The sequence below is a fragment of the Fodinisporobacter ferrooxydans genome, from assembly GCF_022818495.1.
GTDB classification, from domain to species: Bacteria; Bacillota; Bacilli; order Tumebacillales; family MYW30-H2; genus Fodinisporobacter; species Fodinisporobacter ferrooxydans.
This window is the reverse complement of sequence record NZ_CP089291.1, coordinates 1,375,138-1,399,458: the sequence shown is the minus strand read 5'-3', so window position 1 is coordinate 1,399,458 and position 24,321 is coordinate 1,375,138. Positions and strand designations below refer to the sequence as shown.

The 24,321-nt window shown below is 44.4% G+C and carries 28 protein-coding genes and 1 other annotated feature; of the genes, 1 reads left to right on the top strand and 27 read right to left on the bottom strand.

Annotated features, from left to right (window positions below; all coding sequences use genetic code 11):
* Positions 1–54 precede the first annotated feature (54 nt).
* The 11 genes from rpsQ to rpsJ all read right to left on the bottom strand — a co-directional run bounded on the left by rpsQ (position 55) and on the right by rpsJ (position 5,196).
* The gene (gene rpsQ / locus LSG31_RS06605; RefSeq protein WP_347438593.1) at positions 55–318 is read right to left on the bottom strand and encodes a 30S ribosomal protein S17; all 264 of its coding nucleotides are present in this window, start codon (positions 316–318) and stop codon (positions 55–57) included.
* Between the two features lie 26 nt (positions 319–344).
* Positions 345–542 (bottom strand): 50S ribosomal protein L29, encoded by a 198-nt coding sequence (gene rpmC / locus LSG31_RS06600; protein ID WP_347438592.1) that lies wholly within the window; start codon positions 540–542, stop codon positions 345–347.
* A complete protein-coding gene (gene rplP, locus LSG31_RS06595) occupies positions 532–966 on the bottom strand; it encodes a 50S ribosomal protein L16 (protein WP_347438591.1) in 435 nt (144 codons plus the stop codon). The genes rpmC and rplP overlap by 11 nt, the downstream gene beginning before the upstream one ends.
* A 3-nt stretch (positions 967–969) precedes the next feature.
* Positions 970–1,641 (bottom strand): 30S ribosomal protein S3, encoded by a 672-nt coding sequence (rpsC, locus tag LSG31_RS06590; protein ID WP_347438590.1) that lies wholly within the window; start codon positions 1,639–1,641, stop codon positions 970–972.
* Between the two features lie 23 nt (positions 1,642–1,664).
* Positions 1,665–2,003, bottom strand: coding sequence for a 50S ribosomal protein L22 (rplV, locus tag LSG31_RS06585; RefSeq protein WP_347438589.1), 339 nt, complete (start codon positions 2,001–2,003; stop codon positions 1,665–1,667).
* A gap of 100 nt (positions 2,004–2,103) precedes the next feature.
* Positions 2,104–2,385, bottom strand: coding sequence for a 30S ribosomal protein S19 (gene rpsS, locus LSG31_RS06580; protein WP_347438588.1), 282 nt, complete (start codon positions 2,383–2,385; stop codon positions 2,104–2,106).
* Positions 2,386–2,425: 40 nt separating this feature from the next.
* On the bottom strand, positions 2,426–3,256 hold the full coding sequence (gene rplB, locus LSG31_RS06575) for a 50S ribosomal protein L2 (protein ID WP_347438587.1): 831 nt from the start codon (positions 3,254–3,256) through the stop codon (positions 2,426–2,428).
* 30 nt (positions 3,257–3,286) lie between these two features.
* Positions 3,287–3,577 carry a 50S ribosomal protein L23 gene (gene rplW, locus LSG31_RS06570; RefSeq protein WP_347438586.1) on the bottom strand — a complete coding sequence of 97 codons (291 nt, stop codon included), beginning with the start codon at positions 3,575–3,577 and terminating at the stop codon, positions 3,287–3,289.
* The gene (rplD, locus tag LSG31_RS06565; RefSeq protein WP_347438585.1) at positions 3,577–4,200 is read right to left on the bottom strand and encodes a 50S ribosomal protein L4; all 624 of its coding nucleotides are present in this window, start codon (positions 4,198–4,200) and stop codon (positions 3,577–3,579) included. Before rplD ends, rplW begins: the two co-directional genes overlap by 1 nt.
* Positions 4,201–4,229: 29 nt before the next feature.
* Positions 4,230–4,856, bottom strand: coding sequence for a 50S ribosomal protein L3 (gene rplC / locus LSG31_RS06560; RefSeq protein WP_347438584.1), 627 nt, complete (start codon positions 4,854–4,856; stop codon positions 4,230–4,232).
* Positions 4,857–4,887: 31 nt separating this feature from the next.
* Entirely contained in the window at positions 4,888–5,196 is a 309-nt protein-coding gene (gene rpsJ, locus LSG31_RS06555; RefSeq protein ID WP_347438583.1) for a 30S ribosomal protein S10, read from the bottom strand.
* A gap of 395 nt (positions 5,197–5,591) precedes the next feature.
* On the opposite strand from rpsJ, the gene lepB reads away from it, so the two are divergent.
* Positions 5,592–6,119, top strand: a complete 528-nt coding sequence (gene lepB / locus LSG31_RS06550; RefSeq protein ID WP_347438582.1) for a signal peptidase I — start codon at positions 5,592–5,594, stop codon at positions 6,117–6,119.
* Between the two features lie 245 nt (positions 6,120–6,364).
* Here lepB and tuf read toward each other — a convergent pair whose 3' ends face one another.
* The 16 genes from tuf to sigH all read right to left on the bottom strand — a co-directional run bounded on the left by tuf (position 6,365) and on the right by sigH (position 24,272).
* A complete protein-coding gene (gene tuf / locus LSG31_RS06545) occupies positions 6,365–7,555 on the bottom strand; it encodes an elongation factor Tu (RefSeq protein ID WP_347438581.1) in 1,191 nt (396 codons plus the stop codon).
* A gap of 35 nt (positions 7,556–7,590) precedes the next feature.
* A complete protein-coding gene (fusA, locus tag LSG31_RS06540; RefSeq protein WP_347438580.1) occupies positions 7,591–9,666 on the bottom strand; it encodes an elongation factor G in 2,076 nt (691 codons plus the stop codon).
* Between the two features lie 182 nt (positions 9,667–9,848).
* Positions 9,849–10,319, bottom strand: coding sequence for a 30S ribosomal protein S7 (rpsG, locus tag LSG31_RS06535; RefSeq protein ID WP_347438579.1), 471 nt, complete (start codon positions 10,317–10,319; stop codon positions 9,849–9,851).
* 84 nt (positions 10,320–10,403) lie between these two features.
* Positions 10,404–10,823 (bottom strand): 30S ribosomal protein S12, encoded by a 420-nt coding sequence (gene rpsL, locus LSG31_RS06530; protein ID WP_347438578.1) that lies wholly within the window; start codon positions 10,821–10,823, stop codon positions 10,404–10,406.
* 78 nt (positions 10,824–10,901) lie between these two features.
* Complete coding sequence (locus LSG31_RS06525) at positions 10,902–11,156, bottom strand: ribosomal L7Ae/L30e/S12e/Gadd45 family protein (protein WP_347438577.1); 255 nt, start codon at positions 11,154–11,156, stop codon at positions 10,902–10,904.
* A gap of 130 nt (positions 11,157–11,286) precedes the next feature.
* Positions 11,287–14,934, bottom strand: coding sequence for a DNA-directed RNA polymerase subunit beta' (gene rpoC / locus LSG31_RS06520; protein WP_347438576.1), 3,648 nt, complete (start codon positions 14,932–14,934; stop codon positions 11,287–11,289).
* Positions 14,935–14,955: 21 nt separating this feature from the next.
* A complete protein-coding gene (gene rpoB, locus LSG31_RS06515) occupies positions 14,956–18,489 on the bottom strand; it encodes a DNA-directed RNA polymerase subunit beta (RefSeq protein WP_347438575.1) in 3,534 nt (1,177 codons plus the stop codon).
* A gap of 529 nt (positions 18,490–19,018) precedes the next feature.
* Entirely contained in the window at positions 19,019–19,639 is a 621-nt protein-coding gene (locus LSG31_RS06510) for a class I SAM-dependent methyltransferase (RefSeq protein ID WP_347438574.1), read from the bottom strand.
* Positions 19,640–19,716: 77 nt separating this feature from the next.
* A complete protein-coding gene (gene rplL / locus LSG31_RS06505) occupies positions 19,717–20,082 on the bottom strand; it encodes a 50S ribosomal protein L7/L12 (RefSeq protein ID WP_347438573.1) in 366 nt (121 codons plus the stop codon).
* 79 nt (positions 20,083–20,161) lie between these two features.
* Positions 20,162–20,659 (bottom strand): 50S ribosomal protein L10, encoded by a 498-nt coding sequence (gene rplJ, locus LSG31_RS06500; protein WP_347438572.1) that lies wholly within the window; start codon positions 20,657–20,659, stop codon positions 20,162–20,164.
* A 19-nt stretch (positions 20,660–20,678) separates the two neighbouring features.
* Positions 20,679–20,824 (bottom strand) — a sequence feature (ribosomal protein L10 leader region).
* A gap of 48 nt (positions 20,825–20,872) precedes the next feature.
* Positions 20,873–21,577, bottom strand: coding sequence for a 50S ribosomal protein L1 (rplA, locus tag LSG31_RS06495; RefSeq protein ID WP_347438571.1), 705 nt, complete (start codon positions 21,575–21,577; stop codon positions 20,873–20,875).
* Between the two features lie 121 nt (positions 21,578–21,698).
* The gene (gene rplK / locus LSG31_RS06490; RefSeq protein ID WP_347438570.1) at positions 21,699–22,124 is read right to left on the bottom strand and encodes a 50S ribosomal protein L11; all 426 of its coding nucleotides are present in this window, start codon (positions 22,122–22,124) and stop codon (positions 21,699–21,701) included.
* 125 nt (positions 22,125–22,249) lie between these two features.
* The gene (nusG, locus tag LSG31_RS06485) at positions 22,250–22,783 is read right to left on the bottom strand and encodes a transcription termination/antitermination protein NusG (protein ID WP_347438569.1); all 534 of its coding nucleotides are present in this window, start codon (positions 22,781–22,783) and stop codon (positions 22,250–22,252) included.
* A 93-nt stretch (positions 22,784–22,876) separates the two neighbouring features.
* A complete protein-coding gene (secE, locus tag LSG31_RS06480; protein ID WP_347438568.1) occupies positions 22,877–23,092 on the bottom strand; it encodes a preprotein translocase subunit SecE in 216 nt (71 codons plus the stop codon).
* A gap of 63 nt (positions 23,093–23,155) precedes the next feature.
* Positions 23,156–23,305 (bottom strand): 50S ribosomal protein L33, encoded by a 150-nt coding sequence (gene rpmG / locus LSG31_RS06475; protein WP_347438567.1) that lies wholly within the window; start codon positions 23,303–23,305, stop codon positions 23,156–23,158.
* Positions 23,306–23,627: 322 nt separating this feature from the next.
* Entirely contained in the window at positions 23,628–24,272 is a 645-nt protein-coding gene (sigH, locus tag LSG31_RS06470; RefSeq protein ID WP_347438566.1) for an RNA polymerase sporulation sigma factor SigH, read from the bottom strand.
* Positions 24,273–24,321: the final 49 nt, after the last annotated feature.

Genomic DNA, 24,321 nt, shown 5'->3' with positions numbered 1-24,321 from the left:
AACCTAAACACAATACTATTTAACATCGCAAAATACGAAATCCATCACACAAACTTAAATAATAACAGCTTTTTCGACGATTTCAAGCAATCTCCAGCATTTTTCTTTGCTGATTGGTCTTGTTTCCATAATTTTAACGGTGTCGCCAATGCCAGCCGAATTATTTTCATCATGAACTTTAAACTTTTTTGTACGCTTGATCGTTTTACCGTATAGTGGGTGTTTCATCGATGTTTCAACCGCAACAACAATGGTTTTATCCATTTTATCACTGACCACTTTACCAGTACGGACTTTGCGATAATTCCGGTCGCTCATACAAATCCTCCTTTTCCTACGAGATATTAACTAATCCCAAGCTCACGCTCTTTCAGGATTGTCTTAGCACGAGCGATATCTTTACGAACCTGACGAATACGCATCGGATTTTCAAGTTGACCCGTTGCTAATTGAAAACGAAGGTTAAATAATTCATCCTTCAGTTCGTTTACTTTTGTTTCGAGTTCCGCAGTTGTCAAATCACGAATTTCTTTAGCTTTCATCTGCTTCACCCACCATTTCTTCACGTTTTACAAACTTCGTCTTGATTGGAAGCTTGTGAGCAGCCAAACGCAGCGCTTCACGTGCTGTTTCTTCCGGTACTCCAGCCAATTCGAACATGATGCGGCCAGGCTTGACGACTGCAACCCACTTTTCCGGGCTACCTTTACCGGCACCCATCCGAGTTTCCAACGGCTTTTGTGTAACCGGTTTGCTTGGGAATATTTTAATCCAGACTTTACCGCCACGGCGGATATAACGTGTCATCGCGATACGAGCAGCCTCGATTTGGCGGTTTGTAACCCACGCTGGCTCGAGTGCTTGTAAACCGTATTCGCCGAATGCCACTTGTGTGCCACCTTTAGATTGGCCTTTCATGCGACCGCGATGTTCTCTGCGGTGTTTCACGCGTTTCGGCATCAACATGGTTTACTGACCTCCTTCTTCGGTTTGTTGCTTTGCGCCACCCTTTGTAGGAAGTACTTCGCCACGATAGATCCAGACTTTCACACCAATACGTCCATATGTTGTGTGAGCTTCTGCTGTAGCATAATCAATATCTGCGCGAAGTGTATGAAGTGGAACTGTGCCTTCTGCATAACCTTCCGTACGAGCAATTTCGGCACCGGCAAGACGCCCGGATACTTGTACTTTAATTCCTTTTGCTCCCGAACGAATCGTGCGTTGAATCGCTTGTTTCATCGCACGACGGAAAGCAACACGGCGCTCCAACTGCTGCGCAATATTCATTGCAACCAACTGTGCATTCAGTTCAGGGCTTTTAATTTCACTAATATTGATGTGAACTCGCTTGCCAGTCAATTGGCTGAGTTTGTTGCGAAGAGCATCAACTTCTGCTCCTCCTTTACCAATCACCATGCCTGGTTTTGCAGTATGAATGGTCACATTCACACGATTTGCAGCGCGTTCGATTTCTACTGTCGAGACAGATGCATCTTTTAAACGTGCCAAAACAAAATCGCGAACTTTCAGATCTTCATGAAGCAATTCTGTATAATCCTTCTTGTCAGCAAACCATTTGGATTCCCAATCACGGATAACACCAATGCGCAAGCCGACCGGGTTCACCTTTTGACCCATTTCGCATGTCCCTCCTTCAAAAATTATTTATTTTTTTCGCCAACCACCAATGTAATGTGGCTCGTACGTTTCATAATGCTATAAGCACGACCTTGGGAACGAGGACGGAAACGCTTCAAAGTAGGACCTTGATCCACATACGCTTCAGTAATGTATAAAGAGTTAACGTCCATATCGAAGTTATGTTCAGCATTCGCCATAGCAGATTTTAAAACTTTCTCTACGATCGGTGCAGCAGCTTTCGGTGTGTATTGTAACAAAGCAAATGCTTCGCTTACTTTCTTGCCGCGTACCAAATCGACAACCAAACGAACTTTGCGCGGTGCGATACGAATATATCGAGCAACTGCTTTCGCTTGCATAGTTTAACCTCCTCTCTTGTACTACGTCAACACGTCCTGGCGTGTCATAATCAACTTTTCTTGAATTGCCAAAGTATTCATTGACACGCCTCTCCGTTGATTAACGTGAACGCGATGATTTTTCATCTCCTGCATGCCCTTTAAATGTACGGGTAGGAGCAAATTCACCAAGTTTATGTCCAACCATATCTTCCGATACGTATACAGGAACATGTTTGCGTCCGTCATGAACCGCAATTGTGTGTCCGACAAATTGCGGAAAAATCGTCGAACGGCGAGACCATGTCTTAATGACACGTTTTTCGTTTTTCCCGTTCAATTCATCAACTTTTTTCATTAAATGCGCATCGCAAAACGGTCCTTTTTTCAGTGAACGACCCATTTGGCCTCCTCCTTTCTTACCTGCTTAAGCTGTACGCACACTATTTCTTGCGGCGACGAATGATATATTTATCGCTTTGGTTGTTTTTCTTGCGCGTTTTCTTACCAAGCGTCGGTTTACCCCATGGAGACATCGGAGACTTGCGCCCAACCGGTGCACGACCTTCACCACCACCATGCGGGTGATCGTTCGGGTTCATTACAACACCGCGAACTGTCGGACGAATACCTAACCAACGGGAACGGCCAGCTTTACCGATATTTACGTTCTCATGATCCAGATTGCCAACTTGACCCACAGTCGCACGGCAATCCAATCTGACCAAACGAACTTCGCCAGATCCCAAACGAATCGTAGCGTAATCGCCTTCTTTTGCTAACAATTGCGCTTCCGCACCTGCCGCACGAGCCAATTGTCCGCCTTTTCCGGGTTTTAATTCAATGTTATGAATCATTGTACCAACCGGGATGTTTGCTAACGGCAATGCATTACCGACTTTAATATCCGCACTTGGTCCAGAAATGATCGTATCGTCAACCTTCAATCCCAACGGTGCAATAATATAGCGCTTCTCTCCATCAACATAGTTGATCAGCGCAATACGTGCAGAACGGTTTGGATCATACTCGATTGTGGCAACGCGTCCTGGTATGCCATCTTTATTGCGTTTAAAATCGATCACACGATATTGACGCTTGTGTCCGCCACCGTGGTGACGAGTTGTTATTTTACCCTGATTGTTGCGTCCAGCAGTTTTCTTCAGTGGAACAAGCAAGGATTTTTCCGGTTTATCAGTTGTAATCTCTTCAAACGTCGCAACGGACATAAAACGGCGTCCAGGTGACGTTGGTTTATATTTTTTAATACCCATTAGGATTCCCTCCTTTACAAAAGATTCGTTTTATGCTCCCTCAAAAAAGGAGAACTGTTTAGAATCGGAAGTTAATGTTACAATTGCTTTTTTCCAATCGGATGTATAACCAGAGTGGCGGCCAACCCGTTTCTTCTTGCCTGGAACATGAATCGTGTTCACTTTCTCTACTTTAACTCCGAAAATGACTTCCAAAGCATGCTTGATTTCGATTTTGTTGGCTTTTTTGTCAACTTCAAAAACAAACTTGTTTTCGCCCATTAGGTCTGTGCTGCGCTCTGTGATCACAGGGCGCTTGATTATATCCCTTGGATCTTTCATTACGCGAACACCTCCTCGACTTTAGCAACTGCATCTTTCGTAATCACAAGGTGATTGTGCTTGAGTAAATCAAGTACATTAATACCAGTTGCAGAAACATATTTCACACCAGGAATATTGCGTGCGGATTTTTCAAGATTTTCATTATAGTCGACGCCGACGATTAGAGCTTTTCTCGATATTTTCAAATTGGAAAGAACATTTACCATGTCTTTCGTTTTCGGCTTAGCGAACTCTAATGCGTCCAACACAATGATACTTCCTTCATTTACTTTTGAAGACAACGCTGACTTCAAAGCCAAACGGCGGACCTTTTTCGGCAGCTTGTATGCATAACTGCGTGGAGTCGGTCCAAATACAGTTCCACCGCCAACCCATTGTGGGGAACGAATGCTACCCTGGCGGGCACGACCTGTTCCTTTTTGTTTCCAAGGCTTACGTCCGCCACCGCGAACTTCAGAACGATTTTTCACTTTATGTGTACCTGCACGCAGGCTCGCTTGTTGCATTACAACCGCTTGATGAAGAACGTGTTCATTAACATTTACGCCAAACACACTTTCATTTAATTCGATTTCTCCAACCTGTGTGCCTGCAACGTTGTAAACTGCTACTTTCGGCATTCGAGTGTTCCTCCTTTCCTACACAGAAATCAGTGTTTTTTCTTCGCGGATTTGACCATTACAAAGGAATTTTTCGGCCCTGGAATTGCGCCTTTAATCAAAATTACATTGCGTTCGCGGTCAACTTTTACAACTTCCAGATTCTGCACAGTAACGCGTTCATGTCCCATGCGTCCTGCTCCAGTTTGTCCCTTAAACACGCGGTTTGGAGCGATCGCGCCTTGAGAACCGGCTCCCCTATGATACTTCGAACCGTGAGCCATCGGTCCGCGAGATTGATTGTGCCGTTTGATCGCACCGGAAAATCCTTTGCCTTTTGATGTCCCTATGACGTCGACAAATTCGCCGCCGGCAAAAACATCTGCATAAAGTTCTTGACCAACTTCATAATCATTTAATGTAACACCACGAAGTTCACGCACATAACGTTTTGGCGCAGTGTTCGCCTTTTGCGCATGACCAATGGCAGCTTTCGTAGCACGAGAATGTTTTTTATTTTCAAAGCCCAATTGTACGGCTTCATAACCATCATTTTGTGTATCTTTTTTCTGTAAAACTACACAAGGACCAGCTTCAATGACAGTAACAGGCAAAACTTTACCTTCTTCAGTAAAAACTTGAGTCATGCCAAGCTTCCGTCCGAGTATCCCTTTCATGTAGGCACCTCCCTAGAGAAATAATAAAAGATTAAAGTTTAATCTCGATATCGACACCAGACGGCAAATCTAAACGCATCAGCGCATCAACCGTTTGCGGTGTTGGATTCACAATATCAATCAAACGCTTGTGTGTCCGCATTTCAAACTGCTCACGAGAATCTTTGTATTTGTGCGGAGCGCGCAAAATTGTGAATACCGATTTCTCTGTAGGAAGCGGTATAGGACCTGAAACGCTCGCACCGGAACGTTTTGCAGTTTCTACAATTTTCTCAGCGGATTGATCGAGAATCTTGTGATCATACGCTTTGAGACGGATACGGATTTTTTGCTTTGCCATATGAATTCCCTCCTTTATCGCCCATTTATCCTTGGACATACTCCGCGAAAATTTCCCTCATTGGTGTCGCATATGGCCCATCCGACACTTGAGCAACCTTTCGCTTCATTGCAGTCTAAGACCAACATATGAGATTATACCGAAATACAAATCAAAAAACAAGAAATATTAATGATTTATTCCTGTTTTTTTATGGTAAACATCATATTTCAGTCTTACCACAATTCCCATACGAACATACTGATGGAAAACATTGTATAAAAATATTTTTTCTTGTTCTTTTACATGTTGAATTTTCCATGGTATGATGATTGGTATGTAAATTCGGTTGTAATTCCAACATTTCATTGATTTATTTCAATTACATACCATACGATGTCCGCAGGAGGTTTCGAATGGCAAACAAAAATTACGAAGCAAGTGCATGGTCTGTTGCGTGGGACTGGATCAAGGCAATTGCAATTGCATTAATTATTGCATTTTTGATCAAACAATTTGTGTTCGCCTTTTTTCAAGTTTCAGGCGAATCAATGGATCGTACCTTGGCAAACGGTGAACGAGTATTAGTCGATAAAATTCCATATTATTTTCATCAGCCGCAATATAATGATATCGTTGTATTTCACGAATCAGCTGATGAAGACTGGATTAAGCGTGTAATCGGCCGTCCCGGCGATACAATTTTATTTAAAAATGGGATTTTATATAGAAACGGCAAACAAGTTTCAGAGCCTTACATAAATGGACCAATGGTACCTGGAGATTTTGGACCTTATAAAATTCCTCAAGGCGATTTGTTTTTAATGGGAGACAACCGGAATGTCAGCAAAGACAGCAGAGAAATTGGACCGGTTAAGATTTCTCAGGTCATTGGCCGGGCTGAAGTTGTAGTTTTCCCTTTCTCCAAATTTAAGACGCTTTAAATTTAAGACCGTTTCAAACATTAAAATATCTAGGATAATTGATGAAAAGATGGATGAAAAGTATTTTATAGAGCCACTTGCCTCTCTGAGGCAAGTGGCTTTTTTATGCCGTAAAGCCAAATTTTCATTATTTACCCCAGCATCAACAAATATGCTGCCAAATCCAGCAACGATCTGCCGCCAAATGAAAAAAGGCAGAATCCTACAGTAAGAGTTCTGCCCTTTTTATTCATCGTATCAATTACTTACTTGCTGATAGAAGTAACAACGCCAGCGCCTACTGTACGGCCACCTTCACGAATCGCGAAACGAGTACCGTCTTCGATCGCAACAGTAGTGATCAACTCGATATCCATTGCAATGTTATCGCCAGGCATCACCATTTCTGTACCTTCCGGCAATGTGCAAACACCAGTTACGTCAGTTGTACGGAAATAGAATTGTGGACGATAGCCATTGAAGAAAGGAGTATGACGTCCACCTTCTTCTTTTGTCAACACGTAAACTTCTGCTTTGAAGTTCGTATGCGGTGTAATGGAACCCGGTTTTGCCAAAACTTGGCCACGCTCGATATCTTTACGTTCAACACCGCGGAGCAATGCACCGATATTGTCACCCGCTTGAGCGGAATCAAGAAGTTTACGGAACATTTCAATACCTGTTGCAACAGTTTTGCGAGTTTCTTCTGCAAGACCGACGATTGCAACTTCGTCACCGACTTTAAGCGCACCACGCTCTACACGACCTGTAGCAACTGTACCGCGGCCTGTGATTGTGAACACGTCTTCCACCGGCATCAAGAAAGGCTTGTCAGTTTGACGCTCAGGTGTTGGGATATAATCGTCTACAGCTGCCATGAGCTCGTCAATTTTCTTTGCCCAGTCGCCGTCAGGATTGTCAAGAGCTTCTTTTGCAGAACCACGAATAACCGGGATATCATCGCCAGGGAATTCATATTCGCTCAAGAGATCACGAATTTCCATTTCAACGAGATCAAGCAATTCTTCGTCATCAACCATGTCACACTTGTTCATGAATACAACAATGTATGGCACGCCTACTTGGCGGGACAACAAAATGTGTTCACGAGTTTGCGGCATCGGACCGTCAGCGGCGGATACTACAAGAATCGCACCGTCCATTTGCGCAGCACCTGTGATCATGTTTTTCACATAGTCCGCGTGTCCCGGGCAGTCAACGTGTGCATAGTGACGGTTAGGTGTTTCATATTCAACGTGTGCAGTATTGATTGTGATCCCACGCTCACGCTCTTCCGGAGCTTTATCGATGGAATCATATGCCATTGCTTGTGCACCGCCGCGTTTGGAAAGTACAGTAGTGATAGCAGCAGTCAAAGTTGTTTTACCATGGTCAACGTGACCGATTGTACCGATGTTAACGTGTGGCTTATTACGTTCGAATTTAGCTTTTGCCATCTTAAAGGTTCACTCCTTATAGTAATATGGTAAAATTATTCGCCTTTATTTTTAGCGATAATTTCCTGAGCGACAGATTTTGGCACTTCTTCATATGCGAAGAGTTCCATTGCAAACGTACCACGACCTTGTGTCCGAGAACGCAGGTTTGTTGCATAACCGAACATTTCAGCAAGCGGCACATACCCACGAATGACTTGCGCACCCGCACGCGATTCCATACCTTCGATACGTCCGCGACGGGAGTTTACATCACCCATGATATCTCCCATATATTCTTCAGGAACTTCGATTTCGACTTTCATCACAGGCTCCAGAATAACCGGACTCGCTTTGACGACACCCGCTTTTAAAGCCATAGAACCAGCGATCTTAAACGCCATTTCAGAAGAGTCGACATCATGGTAAGATCCATCGACAATGCGCGCTTTGAGGTCAATCAGCTCATAACCAGCCAGCACACCATTTTTCATGGCTTCCTGAATACCATTGTCAACGGCTGGAATATATTCTCTTGGAACAACCCCGCCGACGATTTTATTTTCAAACTCATACCCTTTTCCGCGTTCCAACGGTTCGAGCTCCAGCCAGACGTGACCATATTGACCACGACCGCCTGATTGGCGAACGAATTTACCCTCGATACGAACCGGCGCAGTAATGGTTTCACGATAGGCAACTTGAGGACGGCCTACATTGGCATCGACTTTAAACTCCCGCTTCAAACGGTCAACGATGATTTCCAGGTGCAACTCACCCATACCGCCAATAATCGTTTGTCCTGTCTCAGGGTCTGTAAATGCCTTGAATGTAGGGTCTTCTTCTGCAAGCTTCTGCAATGCCAATGCCATTTTATCCTGGTCATCTTTTGTTTTCGGTTCAATAGCGACATGGATAACCGGCTCTGGAAACACCATCGACTCGAGTATTACTGCAGATTTTTCGTCGCAAAGGGTATCACCGGTCGTCGTGTCTTTCAAACCAACTGCTGCAGCGATATCGCCTGCGTACACTGTGGAAATTTCTTCACGGTGATTTGCGTGCATCTGCAGAATCCGACCGATCCGCTCACGTTTGCCTTTTGTGGAATTCAAAACATAGGAACCAGAATTCAATACACCGGAATACACACGGAAGAACGCAAGTTTTCCGACATATGGGTCTGTCATGATTTTGAATGCCAGAGCTGAGAACGGCTCTTCATCGCTTGCGTGACGCTCCGTCTCCGCACCATCCGGCAAGACGCCTTGAATAGCGGGAATATCAAGCGGCGAAGGCAAGAAATCGACTACTGCATCAAGCATCGGCTGAACGCCTTTGTTTTTATAGGAAGAGCCGCACAAGACCGGGAACACTTTAACCTCTACAGTACCCTTGCGAAGCGCTGCACGAATCTCATCGTTGGTAATTTCTTCACCTTCGAGGTATTTCATCATCAACTCTTCATCAAGTTCTGCAACTGCTTCCACGAGCTGTGTACGATATTCTTCCGCTTTGCCTTTTAATTCTTCCGGGATGTCTACTTTATCGGACACTGTACCGAGATCGTCTTTGTAAAGGATTGCTTTCATCTCAATCAAATCAATCATGCCAGCAAAGTTATCTTCTGCTCCGATCGGGTATTGAACGGGAACAGCATTTGCTTGCAGGCGATTCTTGATCGATTGCAAGCTGCGTTCAAAATCCGCGCCAAGTTTGTCCATCTTATTTACATAAATGATACGAGGCACAGAATACTTTTCCGCTTGCCGCCAAACCGTTTCGGTCTGTGGTTGTACACCGTCTTTCGCGTCAATCAAACATACAGATCCGTCCAAAACGCGAAGAGAACGTTCTACTTCTACTGTAAAGTCCACGTGACCTGGTGTATCGATAATATTGATACGATGATTGTTCCATTGTGCCGTTGTCGCAGCGGATGTGATAGTAATTCCGCGTTCTTGCTCCTGCACCATCCAGTCCATCGTAGCAGCACCCTCGTGAACCTCCCCGATCTTATGTACCCGACCGGTGTAGAAAAGGATACGTTCTGTTGTTGTGGTCTTACCCGCATCAATATGCGCCATAATTCCGATATTACGTGTCTTTTCGAGCGAAAATGCTCTTGCCATTAGACATCCTCCTTTCCTGCGAAGTCATTGTAACATATTCATGTAAAAATCATGTTAATATTCATCTGTTTAGACACAGCAAAATGCAAACAAACAAAGTTACACACGGTGCAAGTTCACATCTGCCAAGCTAGACGAAACCAGGGATCACCGAGAATGTGCAAGCACATTCTCGCTGATTCCTACCAACGGTAGTGTGCAAACGCCTTGTTGGCTTCCGCCATTTTGTGGGTGTCTTCGCGTTTTTTAACAGAACCACCCGTATTGTTTGCCGCATCGAGAATTTCATTCGCCAGACGTTCTGCCATAGTTTTTTCGCTACGGCTGCGTGAATAATTTACCAACCAGCGCAATCCCAATGTTGTACGACGCTCCGGGCGAACTTCGATTGGCACTTGGTAGTTGGAACCACCCACACGACGAGCTTTGACTTCAAGAACAGGCATAATGTTTTTCATGGCTTGATCGAATACTTCTGACGGTTCGTTGCCCGTCTTTTGGCGAATGGCATCAAACGCATCATACACAATACGCTGTGCAACACCGCGTTTTCCATCAATCATTACTTTATTGATCAAACGGGTAACAAGCTTGCTCCCGTAAATTGGATCTTCAAGAACATCACGACGTGGTACAGGACCTTTACGTGGCATCCATGATTCCCTCCTTTCCATACTTATCAAGCCTCGAAATTTGAATAAAACGGGCTTGAATGCCGTAATTATAAATGAAACAGATTACTTCTTAGCTTTTGGACGTTTTGCACCATACTTTGAACGGGATTGCATACGGTCTTTCACACCTGCAGTATCAAGCGCGCCACGGACAATATGATAACGCACCCCCGGCAAGTCTTTTACCCGTCCACCACGAACGAGAACAACGGAGTGTTCTTGCAAGTTGTGACCGATACCAGGAATATAAGCAGTAACCTCAATGCCGTTTGTCAGACGAACACGGGCATACTTCCGCAATGCTGAGTTCGGTTTTTTCGGGGTCATTGTACCAACACGCGTACACACACCACGTTTTTGCGGTGAAGGCTGGTTCGTTTCTTCCTTTTCAAAACTATTGAAACCTTTTTGCAAAGCGGGTGACTTTGATTTTTGAATCAAGCTCTTACGAGGTTTACGTACAAGCTGATTAATTGTTGGCATGACATACACCTCCTTCCAATTCTTTTGCAAAAATTTAAGCCCACAGAGCCGGGTGGCTCATTTTCAGGCAAGAAAAAATCAAGGATTTTTCTTAATCGCTGCAACTGCAGCGCCAACTTGTATGCCGCATGCCTTTCCCAACATTTTCATCGTTGCGATCCATTCAAACGAAACGTTGTGCTCTTGACATAACTGCATAATTGAACTTGTAATCCTTTCGTCTGCATCTTTAGCCAGAAACACTTCCGCTATTTTTGCATCGAGAAGCAAGCGAATAGTCTGATTGGTGCCAATTACAACATGTTTCGAATGTCGAATTCGATCATATGGCATCAACCAATCGCCTCACTTTCGATACATCCCACAGACACACTAGAGTATTCTAACATGTGCAACCATCAGAGTCAATATACACGCACCAAAAGGTTTTAATTACCTCTCAGCACGTGTATATTTCATGCGGTTATTCAGTCACAACCTCCGCCATTTGCTCTTCCATAATATCTTGATCAGAATCAAAGTCAGACTCTGTGTCCAGTGACGGATCGTTATTATCAATTTTGATATTCCGGTATCGCGCCATCCCAGTACCTGCCGGAATGAGTTTGCCGATAATCACATTTTCCTTCAAACCAAGCAGCCGATCTACTTTTCCTTTAATTGCAGCATCTGTCAATACGCGAGTTGTTTCCTGAAACGATGCGGCAGACAGGAACGAATCTGTCTCCAGCGATGCTTTTGTGATACCAAGCAAAGCCGGACGCGCCACAGCAGGCTCTCCGCCATTCAACAGTGCTGTTTGATTCGATTGCTCATAGTCGTAAATATCTACATAGGTTCCTGGCAATAAGTCTGTATCTCCAGAGTCTATAATACGAATTTTGCGGAGCATTTGGCGAATCATAACCTCGATATGCTTATCATTAATATCTACGCCTTGCAAGCGATATACGCGCTGGACTTCACGCAACAGATAATTTTGAACACCGCGCATTCCTTTTACTTTCAGCATATCTTTCGGGTCGACAGATCCTTCTGTCAGTTCATCGCCGGCTTCGACTTTTTGTTGGACCGTAACGCGAATGCGTGAACCATATGGAACTGCATACACTTTGGCCTCCGATTCGCCCGTCACTTCAATCTCTCGTTTATCCTTAACTTCACGAATGTCTGACACGATTCCATCGATCTCGGTAATCACCGCTTGCCCCTTTGGATTCCTGGCTTCAAACAATTCTTGAATCCGCGGCAAACCTTGCGTGATATCATCTCCGGCAACCCCACCAGTATGGAATGTACGCATGGTTAACTGCGTCCCTGGTTCTCCGATTGATTGCGCAGCGATAATACCAACCGCTTCACCGATCTCGACCATTTGACCAGTCGCCATATTGCGGCCATAACAATTGATACAAACACCATGGCGCGTACGGCAAGTCAATACGGAACGAATTCGAACCCGCGTAATCCCTGCTTCAATAATTGACCGGGCTTTTTCTTCATCGATCAGCTCATTCTTTTGAACAATGGTCTCTTTTGTTTCCGGATGACGAATATTGGAAAAAGCGATTCGCCCTTCGATCCGATCAAACAAGTCTTCAATTACTTCTTTTCCGTCACGAATTTCGTCTACTACGATTCCTTTGTCTGTACCGCAATCATCTTGTCTGACAATGGTATCCTGTGCAACATCCACCAAACGGCGGGTCAAATAACCGGAGTCAGCCGTTCGCAAAGCAGTATCTGCAAGACCTTTTCGGGCACCGTGTGTAGAAATAAAGTATTCCAACACGGTAAGTCCTTCCCGGAAATTGGATTTGATCGGAAGCTCGATGATCCGTCCGGATGGATTTGCCATCAACCCCCGCATGCCGGCAAGCTGTGTAATCTGTGATACGTTACCGCGGGCTCCGGAGTTCGCCATCATATAGATCGGATTGAATCGATCCAAAGAATTCATCAAGACATTCGTAATATCGTCTTTCGCTTTACTCCAGATGGCAATGACACGATCATAGCGTTCTTCGTCGGTGATCAAACCACGACGATACTGATTCGTAACCATTTGCACCTTTTTATCGGCTTCCGTTAAAATTTCCTTTTTCTTTTCCGGCACAAGAATATCCGCTACGGAAATCGTAATCCCTGCACGTGTAGAATAACGGAATCCAAGCTGTTTGATTCGGTCGAGAATTTCTGCCGTCTGTGTAGTTCCATAGCGGCGGAACACTTCACCGATAATCGTGCCCAAGAAACCTTTAACGATTGCCCCTTGAACCGGCAATTCCATAATCTTCTCCCGAATATTTACACCTTTTTCATAAACAAAATATATTTCAGGTGTACCATGCAGCAAGTTTTCCTTCTTCCCGATATTGATGTACGGGAACTCGCTCGGGAAAATTTCATTAAAGATCAGCTTGCCAACGGTTGTCAACAAAACCGCATTTTGTTGTTTTTCCGTAAAACTTGCTTTATCGAGAGCTTTTACAGGTATTCCAATACGGGCATGCAACGTCACTTCTCCGTGTTGATATGCCAACTGGGCTTCTTGCGTACTGGAGAAAATACGACCTTCGCCTTTCTCCCCTTCTCTTTCGATCGTTAAATAATAGCTTCCCAACACCATATCTTGCGTCGGTGTAACAACCGGCTTTCCATCTTTCGGATTCAGGATATTGTGGGCAGCCAGCATTAACAAACGCGCTTCTGCTTGCGCCTCTGCAGAGAGAGGAACGTGAACAGCCATTTGGTCTCCGTCAAAGTCGGCATTATAAGCAGTACACACAAGGGGATGCAGCTTGATCGCACGACCATTTACCAATACAGGCTCAAACGCTTGAATCCCTAACCGGTGCAAGGTAGGTGCCCGGTTCAACAAGACTGGATGTTCTTTGATGACATCCTCAAGCACGTCCCATACTTCCGGAGAAACGCGTTCAACTTTCCGTTTCGCACTTTTGATATTGTGTGCGAGGCCCTTTGCCACCAACTCTTTCATGACAAACGGTTTAAACAATTCCAGCGCCATTTCCTTCGGCAGTCCACATTGATACATTCGCAAATGCGGTCCTACGACAATAACGGAACGTCCCGAGTAGTCGACCCGCTTGCCAAGCAAATTCTGGCGAAAGCGCCCCTGCTTCCCTTTCAACATGTGGGAAAGTGATTTTAAAGGCCGATTGCCGGGCCCTGTAACAGGGCGACCGCGGCGACCGTTATCGATCAAAGCGTCAACCGCTTCTTGCAGCATGCGTTTTTCATTTTGAACAATAATATCGGGCGCCCCAAGATCCAATAACCGCTTCAAGCGATTGTTGCGATTGATGACGCGACGATACAGATCATTCAAATCGGATGTAGCGAAGCGCCCGCCATCCAACTGCACCATCGGCCGCAGTTCCGGCGGAATGACAGGCAACACATCGAGAATCATCCAGCTTGCTTCGTTATTGGAAGCGCGGAAAGATTCAACGACTTCCAAGCGCTTAATTGCACGATTTCGGCGTTGTCCCTGCGCCGTTTTCAACTCTTCCTTGAGCATTTCCGCTTCTTGATCCATGTTGATATCCATTAATAATTTTTTGATGGATTCAGCACCCATGCCCGCTTGAAAGGAATACCCGTACTTTTCACGGGCGGAACGGTATTCCTTCTCGGACAAGAGTTGTTTTTTCTCAAGCGGAGTGTCGCCGGGATTCGTTACGACGTAGGAAGCAAAATAGATTACTTCTTCAAGCGCCCGCGGAGACATATCCAATACCAAGCCCATCCGGCTCGGAATCCCTTTAAAATACCAAATATGAGAAACAGGCGCCGCCAGTTCAATATGTCCCATTCGTTCGCGGCGTACTTTGGCACGGGTCACTTCGACACCGCAGCGATCACAAACAACGCCTTTATAGCGAACCCTTTTGTACTTTCCGCAATGACATTCCCAGTCACGTGTCGGCCCGAAAATCTTCTCGCAAAACAGACCTTCTTTTTCCGGGCGTAAGGTACGGTAGTTAATCGTTTCCGGCTTCTTGACTTCACCATGTGACCATGAACGGATTTTGTCAGGAGAAGCTAAGCCAATTTTCATAAATTCAAAATTGTTGACGTCCAGCACAGGCCTACCTCCCATTTTCCATTACTCGTCAGCGACTTCCGGCATTTCCAGATTCAGATTCAATTTTTCGTTTGAATCATCATCCTCATCGCTCTCACGCATGACGATTTCCTGCTCATCTTCGGAAAGAATCTTGACATCAAGACCCAGACTTTGCAGTTCTTTAATTAAAACCTTAAAGGATTCTGGAACCCCTGGTTCAGGAACATTTTCACCTTTCACAATCGATTCATACGTTTTTACACGACCGACTACATCGTCAGATTTTACAGTCAGAATTTCTTGCAGAGTATAAGCTGCTCCATACGCCTCCAACGCCCACACTTCCATTTCCCCGAACCGTTGGCCGCCAAATTGGGCTTTTCCGCCCAAGGGCTGCTGCGTGACCAATGAATATGGACCTGTAGAACGAGCGTGAATCTTATCATCGACAAGATGGTGAAGTTTGAGCATATATACGGCGCCGACCGTGACACGGTTGTCAAACGGTTCTCCCGTACGGCCATCATAAAGAACGAATTTTCCATCACGAGGCAACCCGGCTTCTTCCAGCGTATCAAATACATCATTTTCGCGAGCGCCATCAAATACCGGTGTTGCAACACGAATCCCGAGCGCCCTGGCCGCCATGCCCAGGTGGGTTTCCAACACCTGTCCGATATTCATCCGCGATGGCACACCTAAAGGATTCAAAACGATGTTGACAGGAGTCCCATCAGCCAGGAACGGCATATCTTCCACCGGCATGATCCGCGCCACAACCCCTTTGTTGCCGTGACGGCCAGCCATTTTGTCACCCTCGGATATTTTACGTTTCTGAGCAATATACACACGCACCAATTGATTGACACCCGGAGGAAGTTCGTCTCCGTTTTCCCGGGTAAATACTTTCACATCGACGATGATACCGGCTCCACCGTTCGGCACACGCAATGAGGTATCCCGCACTTCACGCGCCTTCTCGCCAAAAATCGCATGCAACAGACGTTCTTCGGCAGTCAATTCCGTTACACCTTTTGGCGTAACCTTACCGACAAGAATATCACCGGCATAAATTTCCGCACCGACACGAATGATTCCCCGCTCATCCAGGTTCCTCAGGGCATCTTCCCCGACATTCGGAATATCGCGTGTGATTTCTTCCGGACCTAGCTTGGTATCCCGTGCTTCTGCTTCGTATTCTTCAATGTGTATCGATGTGTATACATCATCTTTCACCATATCCTCTGATAAAAGAATCGCGTCTTCGTAGTTGTACCCTTCCCATGTCATAAAGGCAACGAGTACGTTCTTGCCTAACGCCAATTCTCCTTGTTCAGTCGCTGGGCCATCAGCAAGGATATCGCCTTTTTTAATCATTTCACCACGTTTGACAATCGGACGCTGGTTGATGCATGTCCCTTGGTTGGAGCGTGTAAATTTCAATAGTTTATAGCGATCGATATTGCCACTGACAATTTTGCCATCCACTTCTTCTTGGACGCGGATTTGAACTTCGTTTGCCGTTACTCTTTCGACCATTCCACCGCGTTTTGCTACAACTGCCACACCCGAGTCTTTCGCCGCTTTGTGCTCCATACCGGTTCCGACAAAGGGGGCTTGCGGCATTAACAGAGGAACTGCTTGCCGTTGCATGTTGGAACCCATCAATGCGCGGTTCGCATCGTCATTTTCCAAAAACGGAATTAATGCTGTAGCAACAGACACTACTTGCTTCGGTGAAACGTCCATGTAATCAACGCGATCTTTTGGCAATGGCAATGTCTCTTCTTTAAATCGACAAATGATCGAATCGTTTTTGAACGTGCCATCCTCATTCAATTCCGCATTCGCCTGTGCAATAACATAATTATCCTCTTCATCTGCCGTCAAATAATCGATGTGTTCGGTTACTTGACCCGTCTCCGGATCCACTCTTCGATACGGTGTTTCAATAAACCCAAATTCGTTGATGCGGGCATACGAAGACAATGAGTTGATCAGACCGATATTCGGACCTTCCGGTGTCTCGATCGGACACATGCGGCCGTAATGGGAATGGTGCACGTCACGCACTTCAAAACCTGCCCGCTCCCGCGTAAGACCGCCAGGGCCCAACGCCGACAGACGGCGCTTATGTGTCAACTCCGCTAACGGATTGGTCTGATCCATAAATTGCGACAACTGGCTGGAGCCAAAAAATTCTTTGATCGCTGCAATTACAGGGCGAATATTAATTAATGCCTGTGGAGTAATCGCGTTGGCATCCTGAATCGACATCCGTTCTCTAACCACGCGCTCCATTCTCGATAACCCGATCCGGAACTGATTCTGCAGCAATTCGCCCACCGAGCGCAAACGGCGATTCCCGAGGTGGTCAATGTCGTCCGTATTGCCGACTCCATGGAGCAAATTCATAAAATAGTTAATCGAAGCAATAATATCGGCAGGTGTAATATGTTTTACAGATTTATCAATACCGGCATTCCCCATGACTTTGATGATTTTCCCATCTTCACGGGCGCTGTATATCAATATCTCTTGTAAAGGAATGATTTCTTCTTCAATTACACCAGATGTGGAACGGTACTTTTTTACCCACAATCCATTTTCCAAATAGGTTAAAAGTTTATCCAATAAACGTCTGTCGATCATTTGGCCTGCCTCAGCCAGAATCTCACCTGTCTCTTTATCCACAAGCGTTTCAGCCAAACGCTGATTCAACAAACGGTTTTTGATGTGTAATTTTTTATTTATTTTATAACGACCCACATTTGCGAGATCGTAACGTTTGGGATCAAAAAAACGGGAAATCAATAAATTTTTTGCATTTTCTAGTGTAGGCGGTTCACCCGGACGCAATCTCTCATAAATTTCCAATAACGCTTTTTCCGTTGAGTCTGTATTGTCTTTGTCAAGTGTGTTTCTGAGGTATTCGTCTTCGCCAAGCAGATCTAGAATCTCTGCCTCAGATGAGAATCCAAGTGAACGCAAAAGAACAGTCACAGGTATTTTCCGAGTCCTGTCAATTCTTACGTAAATAATATCTTTCGCATCAGTTTCCAGCTCCAACCAAGCACCACGGTTAGGAATCACCGTTGCGGTAAACGCTTTTTTACCGTTTTTATCCGTCTTTGTATTGAAGTAAACACTCGGAGATCGAACTAACTGGCTGACGATGACCCGTTCCGCACCATTGATAATAAAGGTACCTGTCTCGGTCATCAACGGAAAGTCGCCCATGAACACTTCCTGTTCTTTCACTTCCCCGGTTTCCTTGTTGATTAACCGTACTTTTACACGTAGCGGAGCTGCGTATGTAACATCTCGTTCTTTCGATTCATCCACATCATATTTTGGTTCTCCGAAACTGTAATCGATAAATTCCAAAACCAAGTTTCCAGTAAAATCTTGGATCGGAGAAATATCTTGGAACATTTCTCGCAGGCCTTCGTCTAAAAACCATTCATAGGATTTTTGCTGAATTTCGATTAAATTCGGCAGATCCAATACTTCATTAATCCGCGCGTAACTTCTGCGCTGACGTCGACCATAGTTGACTAGTAGTCCCTGCAAATCGGTCACCCCTCATACCACTTATATCCTTTAAAACAGCAGTACACACGCATGCATGTAGCAATTGCCTTTGCGCGGCATGCATGTATGTCGCCACTATCGAATCATTCTGGTCTGATTCGACTTGCAACAAAAAAAACAAATAAAAAAACATCCTGTGACCTCCCAAAAACGAACAACATCGATCGTCTATTGAGAAACGTAGAGGTTTGCAACACGATGTTCATCACAAGCCCCAAAATAAACCGGTAAAATCACCAAATCAAAAGCCTGTCGACAGAATGAAAATGAATCATTCAGAACAAACTCATAAAACAGCTATCTTACCGTAAATTTTGCGAAATCAACAAGTCTGATCACCCAACTTATACAATTTCACAGGAGCATGTATTATTTAACAATTTCCATAAAACATGGGAAATATTCATAAAATTAAAATATTCTACCCCCATCTTTTATTTCGCATTTTCTAATGTTATCACAGCCAAATATTGCAGTCAATAAATTTCTATTGACAAAATCAAAAAACTTACTCCACCTGTTTTTTCCCTCTGGCTTGAAAAATCCGATACCCGGCATCCCGCCCAATATCATTGACTTCTACAAACAATTCTTCCAATTTTTTTTTAGCAGAAGGAGCGCCTTGCTTCTTTTGTATTACGATCCAAAGTTCACCATCATCCGTCAAATAATTCGAAGCCTCTTCAAATATCTGATGCACAACTTTCTTTCCTGCCCGTATGGGTGGATTCGACAAAATTCGTTGAAATGTCCGCCCCTGAACATTTTGATATAAATCACTGATCTTTACAATCGCATTTGTCACTTGATTGTTACGAACATTTTCGGCTGAAAGTTCAATCGCACGTTCATTCACATCCACCATGACAACCTGGGAGTCCGGAGCCAATTTTGCTGCAACAATCCCTACAGGACCATATCCACAACCGAGGTCCAATATCGACACAGAGGATCCATTCGGGATATCCATACACTCAATTAACAAACGGGTGCCAAAATCCACTTGGTTCTTCGAGAACACTCCCGCATCTGTCTTCAAGCGAATCTTATACCCACGGAGTACAACTTCAATTGTTTTGGCATCATGTCGAGTTGTCGGTTTCGAACTAAAATAATGTTCCTGTCCCACGCAGTATATCCACCTGTCCTGTACGAAAATGTATAAAAAAACCCCGCCCATAAGGCGAGGTCTTCTATATGAAAATGTTACTTGACTTCAACAGATGCGCCTGCTTCTTCCAATTTTGCTTTGACTGCTTCCGCATCTTCTTTGGAAATTTTTTCTTTCAAAGCTTTCGGAGCGTTATCAACAAGTTCTTTCGCTTCTTTCAAGCCGAGGCCTGTAATTTCACGAACAACTTTAATAACGTTGATTTTGGAAGCGCCGGCACTTGTGAGAATGACGTCGAATTCTGTTTGTTCAGCAACAGCTTCAGCAGCTACTGCACCGCCAACAACTGCAACAGGAGCAGCAGCCGTTACGCCGAATTTCTCTTCGATCGCTTTTACGAGATCGTTCAATTCAAGAACTGTCATGGTTTCAATCGATTCAATGATTTGTTCGATAGACATTTAAATACCCTCCATAGTCATACACTTTATAGTAAATACGAGATTTATAGTAAAATCGCTACATAAGAAACACTGCCGATTATGCTTGTTGTTCCTTTTGATCTGCCACTTGCTTAACTGCATAAGCAAAGTTGCGCATTGGCGCTTGAAGAACACTGAGCAACATGGAAAGCAACCCTTCGCGGGATGGCAATGTCGCCAAAGCAGTAACTTCCTCAACGTCGATGACGCGGCCTTCTACAACGCCCCCTTTAATTTCAAGGGCTTTGTGATTTTTTGCAAAGTCATTGAGAATTTTCGCAGGAGCAACAACATCTTCAAATGAAAACGCAATGGCTGTCGGACCAGTCAACTGTGCATCGATCGCATCCAAACCCGTTTCTTTTGTTGCGCGGCGTGTCAATGTGTTTTTATACACACGGTACTCAATGCCGGCTTCACGTAATTTTTTGCGAAGTTCTGTCACTTCCGCAACATTCAATCCACGATAATCGGTGATAATCGTACTTTTGCTATCACGCAACTTTTGTGTGATTTCGGATACCAATTGAGCTTTTTCTTCGCGAACTCCCATCATGACACCTCCTAAACGCTGGATTATAAAGCAAAAAGCCCCCGTAGACACGGAGGCATTACAATTTGCACATGGTAAACATGACATTTGTATCAAAACCTCGGCAGGCGTCCATAAGACATTAATCATATTTGAACCTACTGTCTACGGTGTAACTTTCCTATTCAATTCACGAATGTAATCCTATCACATTCGAACAAAGAAGTCAAAAGCAAATTAGCCTCTGGCGTCCGTCAATTTTTGTAAATTAACTTTTACGCCAGGTCCCATAGTAGAACTTACAACGACATTGCGGACATATTGCCCTTTTGCCGCTGCCGGCTTTGCCTTGATTAATGTATCGATCAATGCAAAGAAGTTATCGGCAAGTTTGTTGTCTTCAAAGGAAACTTTCCCAATCGGAGCATGTACAATGCCTGCTTTATCCACACGGTACTCGATTTTACCTGCTTTGATTTCATCAATCGCACGTTTTACGTCTTGTGTAACAGTTCCCGTTTTCGGATTCGGCATCAAGCCTTTCGGACCGAGTGTACGACCCAATTTACCGACGGACGCCATCATGTCAGGTGTAGCGACAACGACATCAAAATCAAACCAGCCTTGAGCCACTTTGTTAATGAGATCATCATCTCCAACAAAGTCCGCGCCGGCAGCTTCTGCTTCTTTTGCCTTTTCGCCTTTTGCAAAAACCAGGACGCGTGCTGTTTTACCTGTGCCATGCGGCAGCACAACCGCACCACGAATGTTTTGATCCGCTTTTTTCGGATCAACACCCAAACGAACGGCTACCTCAACAGTCTCGTCGAATTTTGCATAGGATGCTTTTTTCACTAACTCCAATGCATCTTGCGGATCATAGACCGCAGTTGCATCCACGAGCTTTGAGGCTTCGATATATTTCTTAGCCTTTTTAGCCATTGCAATAGTCCTCCTCTATGTGGTAATGACGGTGAGTGACCTCCCACGAATGAAGGTTGGCAGCCATGCAGCCAACCCCAAGCAGCGCAACAAGCGAAATCCGCTATATGTTGCTTTACAATTAGTCTTCTATGACGATGCCCATACTGCGTGCGGTACCTTCGACCATACGCATGGCAGCCTCAACAGATGCAGCATTTAAGTCTACCATCTTCGTTTCGGCAATTTCGCGTACTTTTGCACGTTTTAAAGTTGCAACTTTCTTCTTGTTCGGTTCGCCTGATCCAGATTCAACTCCGGCAGCCTTTTTCAGCAGGACTGCAGCAGGCGGCGTTTTGGTTTCAAACGTAAAGGAACGATCTTCAAAAACGGTGATAACCACCGGAATAATCATCCCCGCTTGATCAGCTGTGCGCGCATTGAATTCTTTACAGAATTGCATAATGTTCACGCCCGCTTGACCAAGAGCCGGACCAACTGGCGGTGCAGGTGTAGCTTTACCAGCGGCGATCTGAAGTTTGACGAGTTTAATCACTTTCTTAGCCACTTCGTCCACCTCCTTCTCCTAAGATGTGGTTAAACGGGTATAAAACCCTCCCACGCAAAACAAAAACAATATACACATAAAAACATGACCTAATGAAGCAGCCTAGGTCAAGATTATAAACTACCCTAAAGCTTTTCAACTTGATTAAAATCCAATTCCAACGGGGTTTCGCGTCCAAACATGGAAACCATGACTTTAATTTTTTGTTTATCCGCTTGAATTTCTTCAATGCTGCCGATAAAGTTGGCAAACGGCCCTTCGACTACACGAACCGCTTCTTTTAAACTAAAGTCAACTTTTGTTTTTGTCTCATCCACACCCATTTGCTTGAGAATGGAGCGCACTTCATTCGGCAACAAAGCAGTCGGTTTCGATCCAGAGCCCGCCGAACCAACGAAGCCCGTTACTCCAGGAGTGTTGCGCACGACATACCAAGAGTCATCTGTCATAATCATTTCAACCAAAACGTAACCGGGAAACACTTTTCGCATGACTGATTTCTTTTTCCCGTTTTTCGTTTCAATTTCTTCTTCCACAGGAACAAGGACACGAAAAATTTTATCTTCCATCCCCATAGATTGAAGCCGACGCTCAAGGTTTGCCTTTACTTTATTCTCATAGCCGGAATATGTGTGAATCACATACCAATGTTTTTCCATGTTTTCCATCGCTCTGAGGGCGGATTCGCCCGTACCCCCTAATACTCAATGTTAAAAAGCTTTTGAATATATACCTTGCATCGATCTGCAATTTTAAAACCCAATCAGGTTTAATAGCTTGCTAATCCCTAAATCAAACAAATATACGACTACAGACAAAAACAGAACCGTTATAATCACCACAGCCGTATAGTTGATTGTTTGCTTACGATTGGGCCAGCGGACACGCTTAAGTTCACTTACTCCCTCTTTAAAGTAAGAAATAAGTTTGGACGAGCCGGAACGTAACCCTCCAACAAAACTACTCATCATCCCACTCCTCATAAGCGTCCGGTCTACAAGCAAAAAGAAGCATAAAACCAAGACACTCGATTAGCGAGTTTCACGATGCAACGTGTGTCGGTTGCAAAATTTGCAATGCTTCTTTGTTTCCATACGATCCGGGTGCGTTTTTTTATTCTTTTTGGTCGCATAGTTTCGTTGTTTGCAATCTGTGCAAGCCAAAGTAATGTTAACGCGCATCTATGACACCCCCTAAACATGTGGAATCTGTGTCTCCAGACACGTAAATGTATTTCCAAGTACAACCTTTAAACAAATCCCGCAATTGCGAAATGTTGATTGATCTGTTGATCTTGTCTTATTACGCATGGATACCTATAGTACTTTATCACAGCAGTTTTTTCATGTCAATAACAACTGAGCGGTGTGTTCCAAAAATTAAAGCAACTATTTTCAAAAAACACTTTGAAAAAACCATTAGGAAAAAACTTGCATAAAAACCTACAATCCATTTTCTACAATTTCCCCTACTGATATACCTGGGGAAAAGAAAAAGGTGCGGCTAGGATTCCCGCACTTCCAAATATTTCTCAAGTTTGCGTTTTACACGCTGCAAAGCATTGTCAATCGACTTCACATGACGCTTCAAATCTACGGCGATTTCTTGATACGAACGTCCGTCAAGATACAGCATCAGCACTTTGCGCTCAAGATCGCTTAATATCTCGCTCATTTTAACTTCGATATCGATAAATTCCTCTTGATTGATAATGAGCTCTTCAGGATCCGTAACTCTTGAACCACAAATCACGTCTAATAGAGTCCGATCGGAATCTTCGTCATAGATTGGCTTGTCCAATGATACATACGAATTCAGCGGAATATGCTTCAGGCGGGTGGCAGTCTTGATTGCAGTAATGATTTGCCTTGTGATGCACAATTCGGCAAACGCTTTAAACGAGGCGAGCTTATCATCCCGAAAATCGCGAATTGATTTATATAAACCTATCATACCTTCTTGTACGATATCTTCGCGATCTGCACCAATCAAAAAATAAGATCGAGCTTTGGCCCGAACAAAATTTTTGTATTTATGAATCAGATATTCGAGCGCTTCGTCATCTCCCGCCCTTACACGCTTCACCAGGTCCTCGTCAGAAAATAGATCGAAGTTTGTAATTATGTCAACTTGTGTCTGGCTTGTCAATGTCCATCCCTCCGACCTAGAACGCAGTGTAAGCTGAATTTATTATACA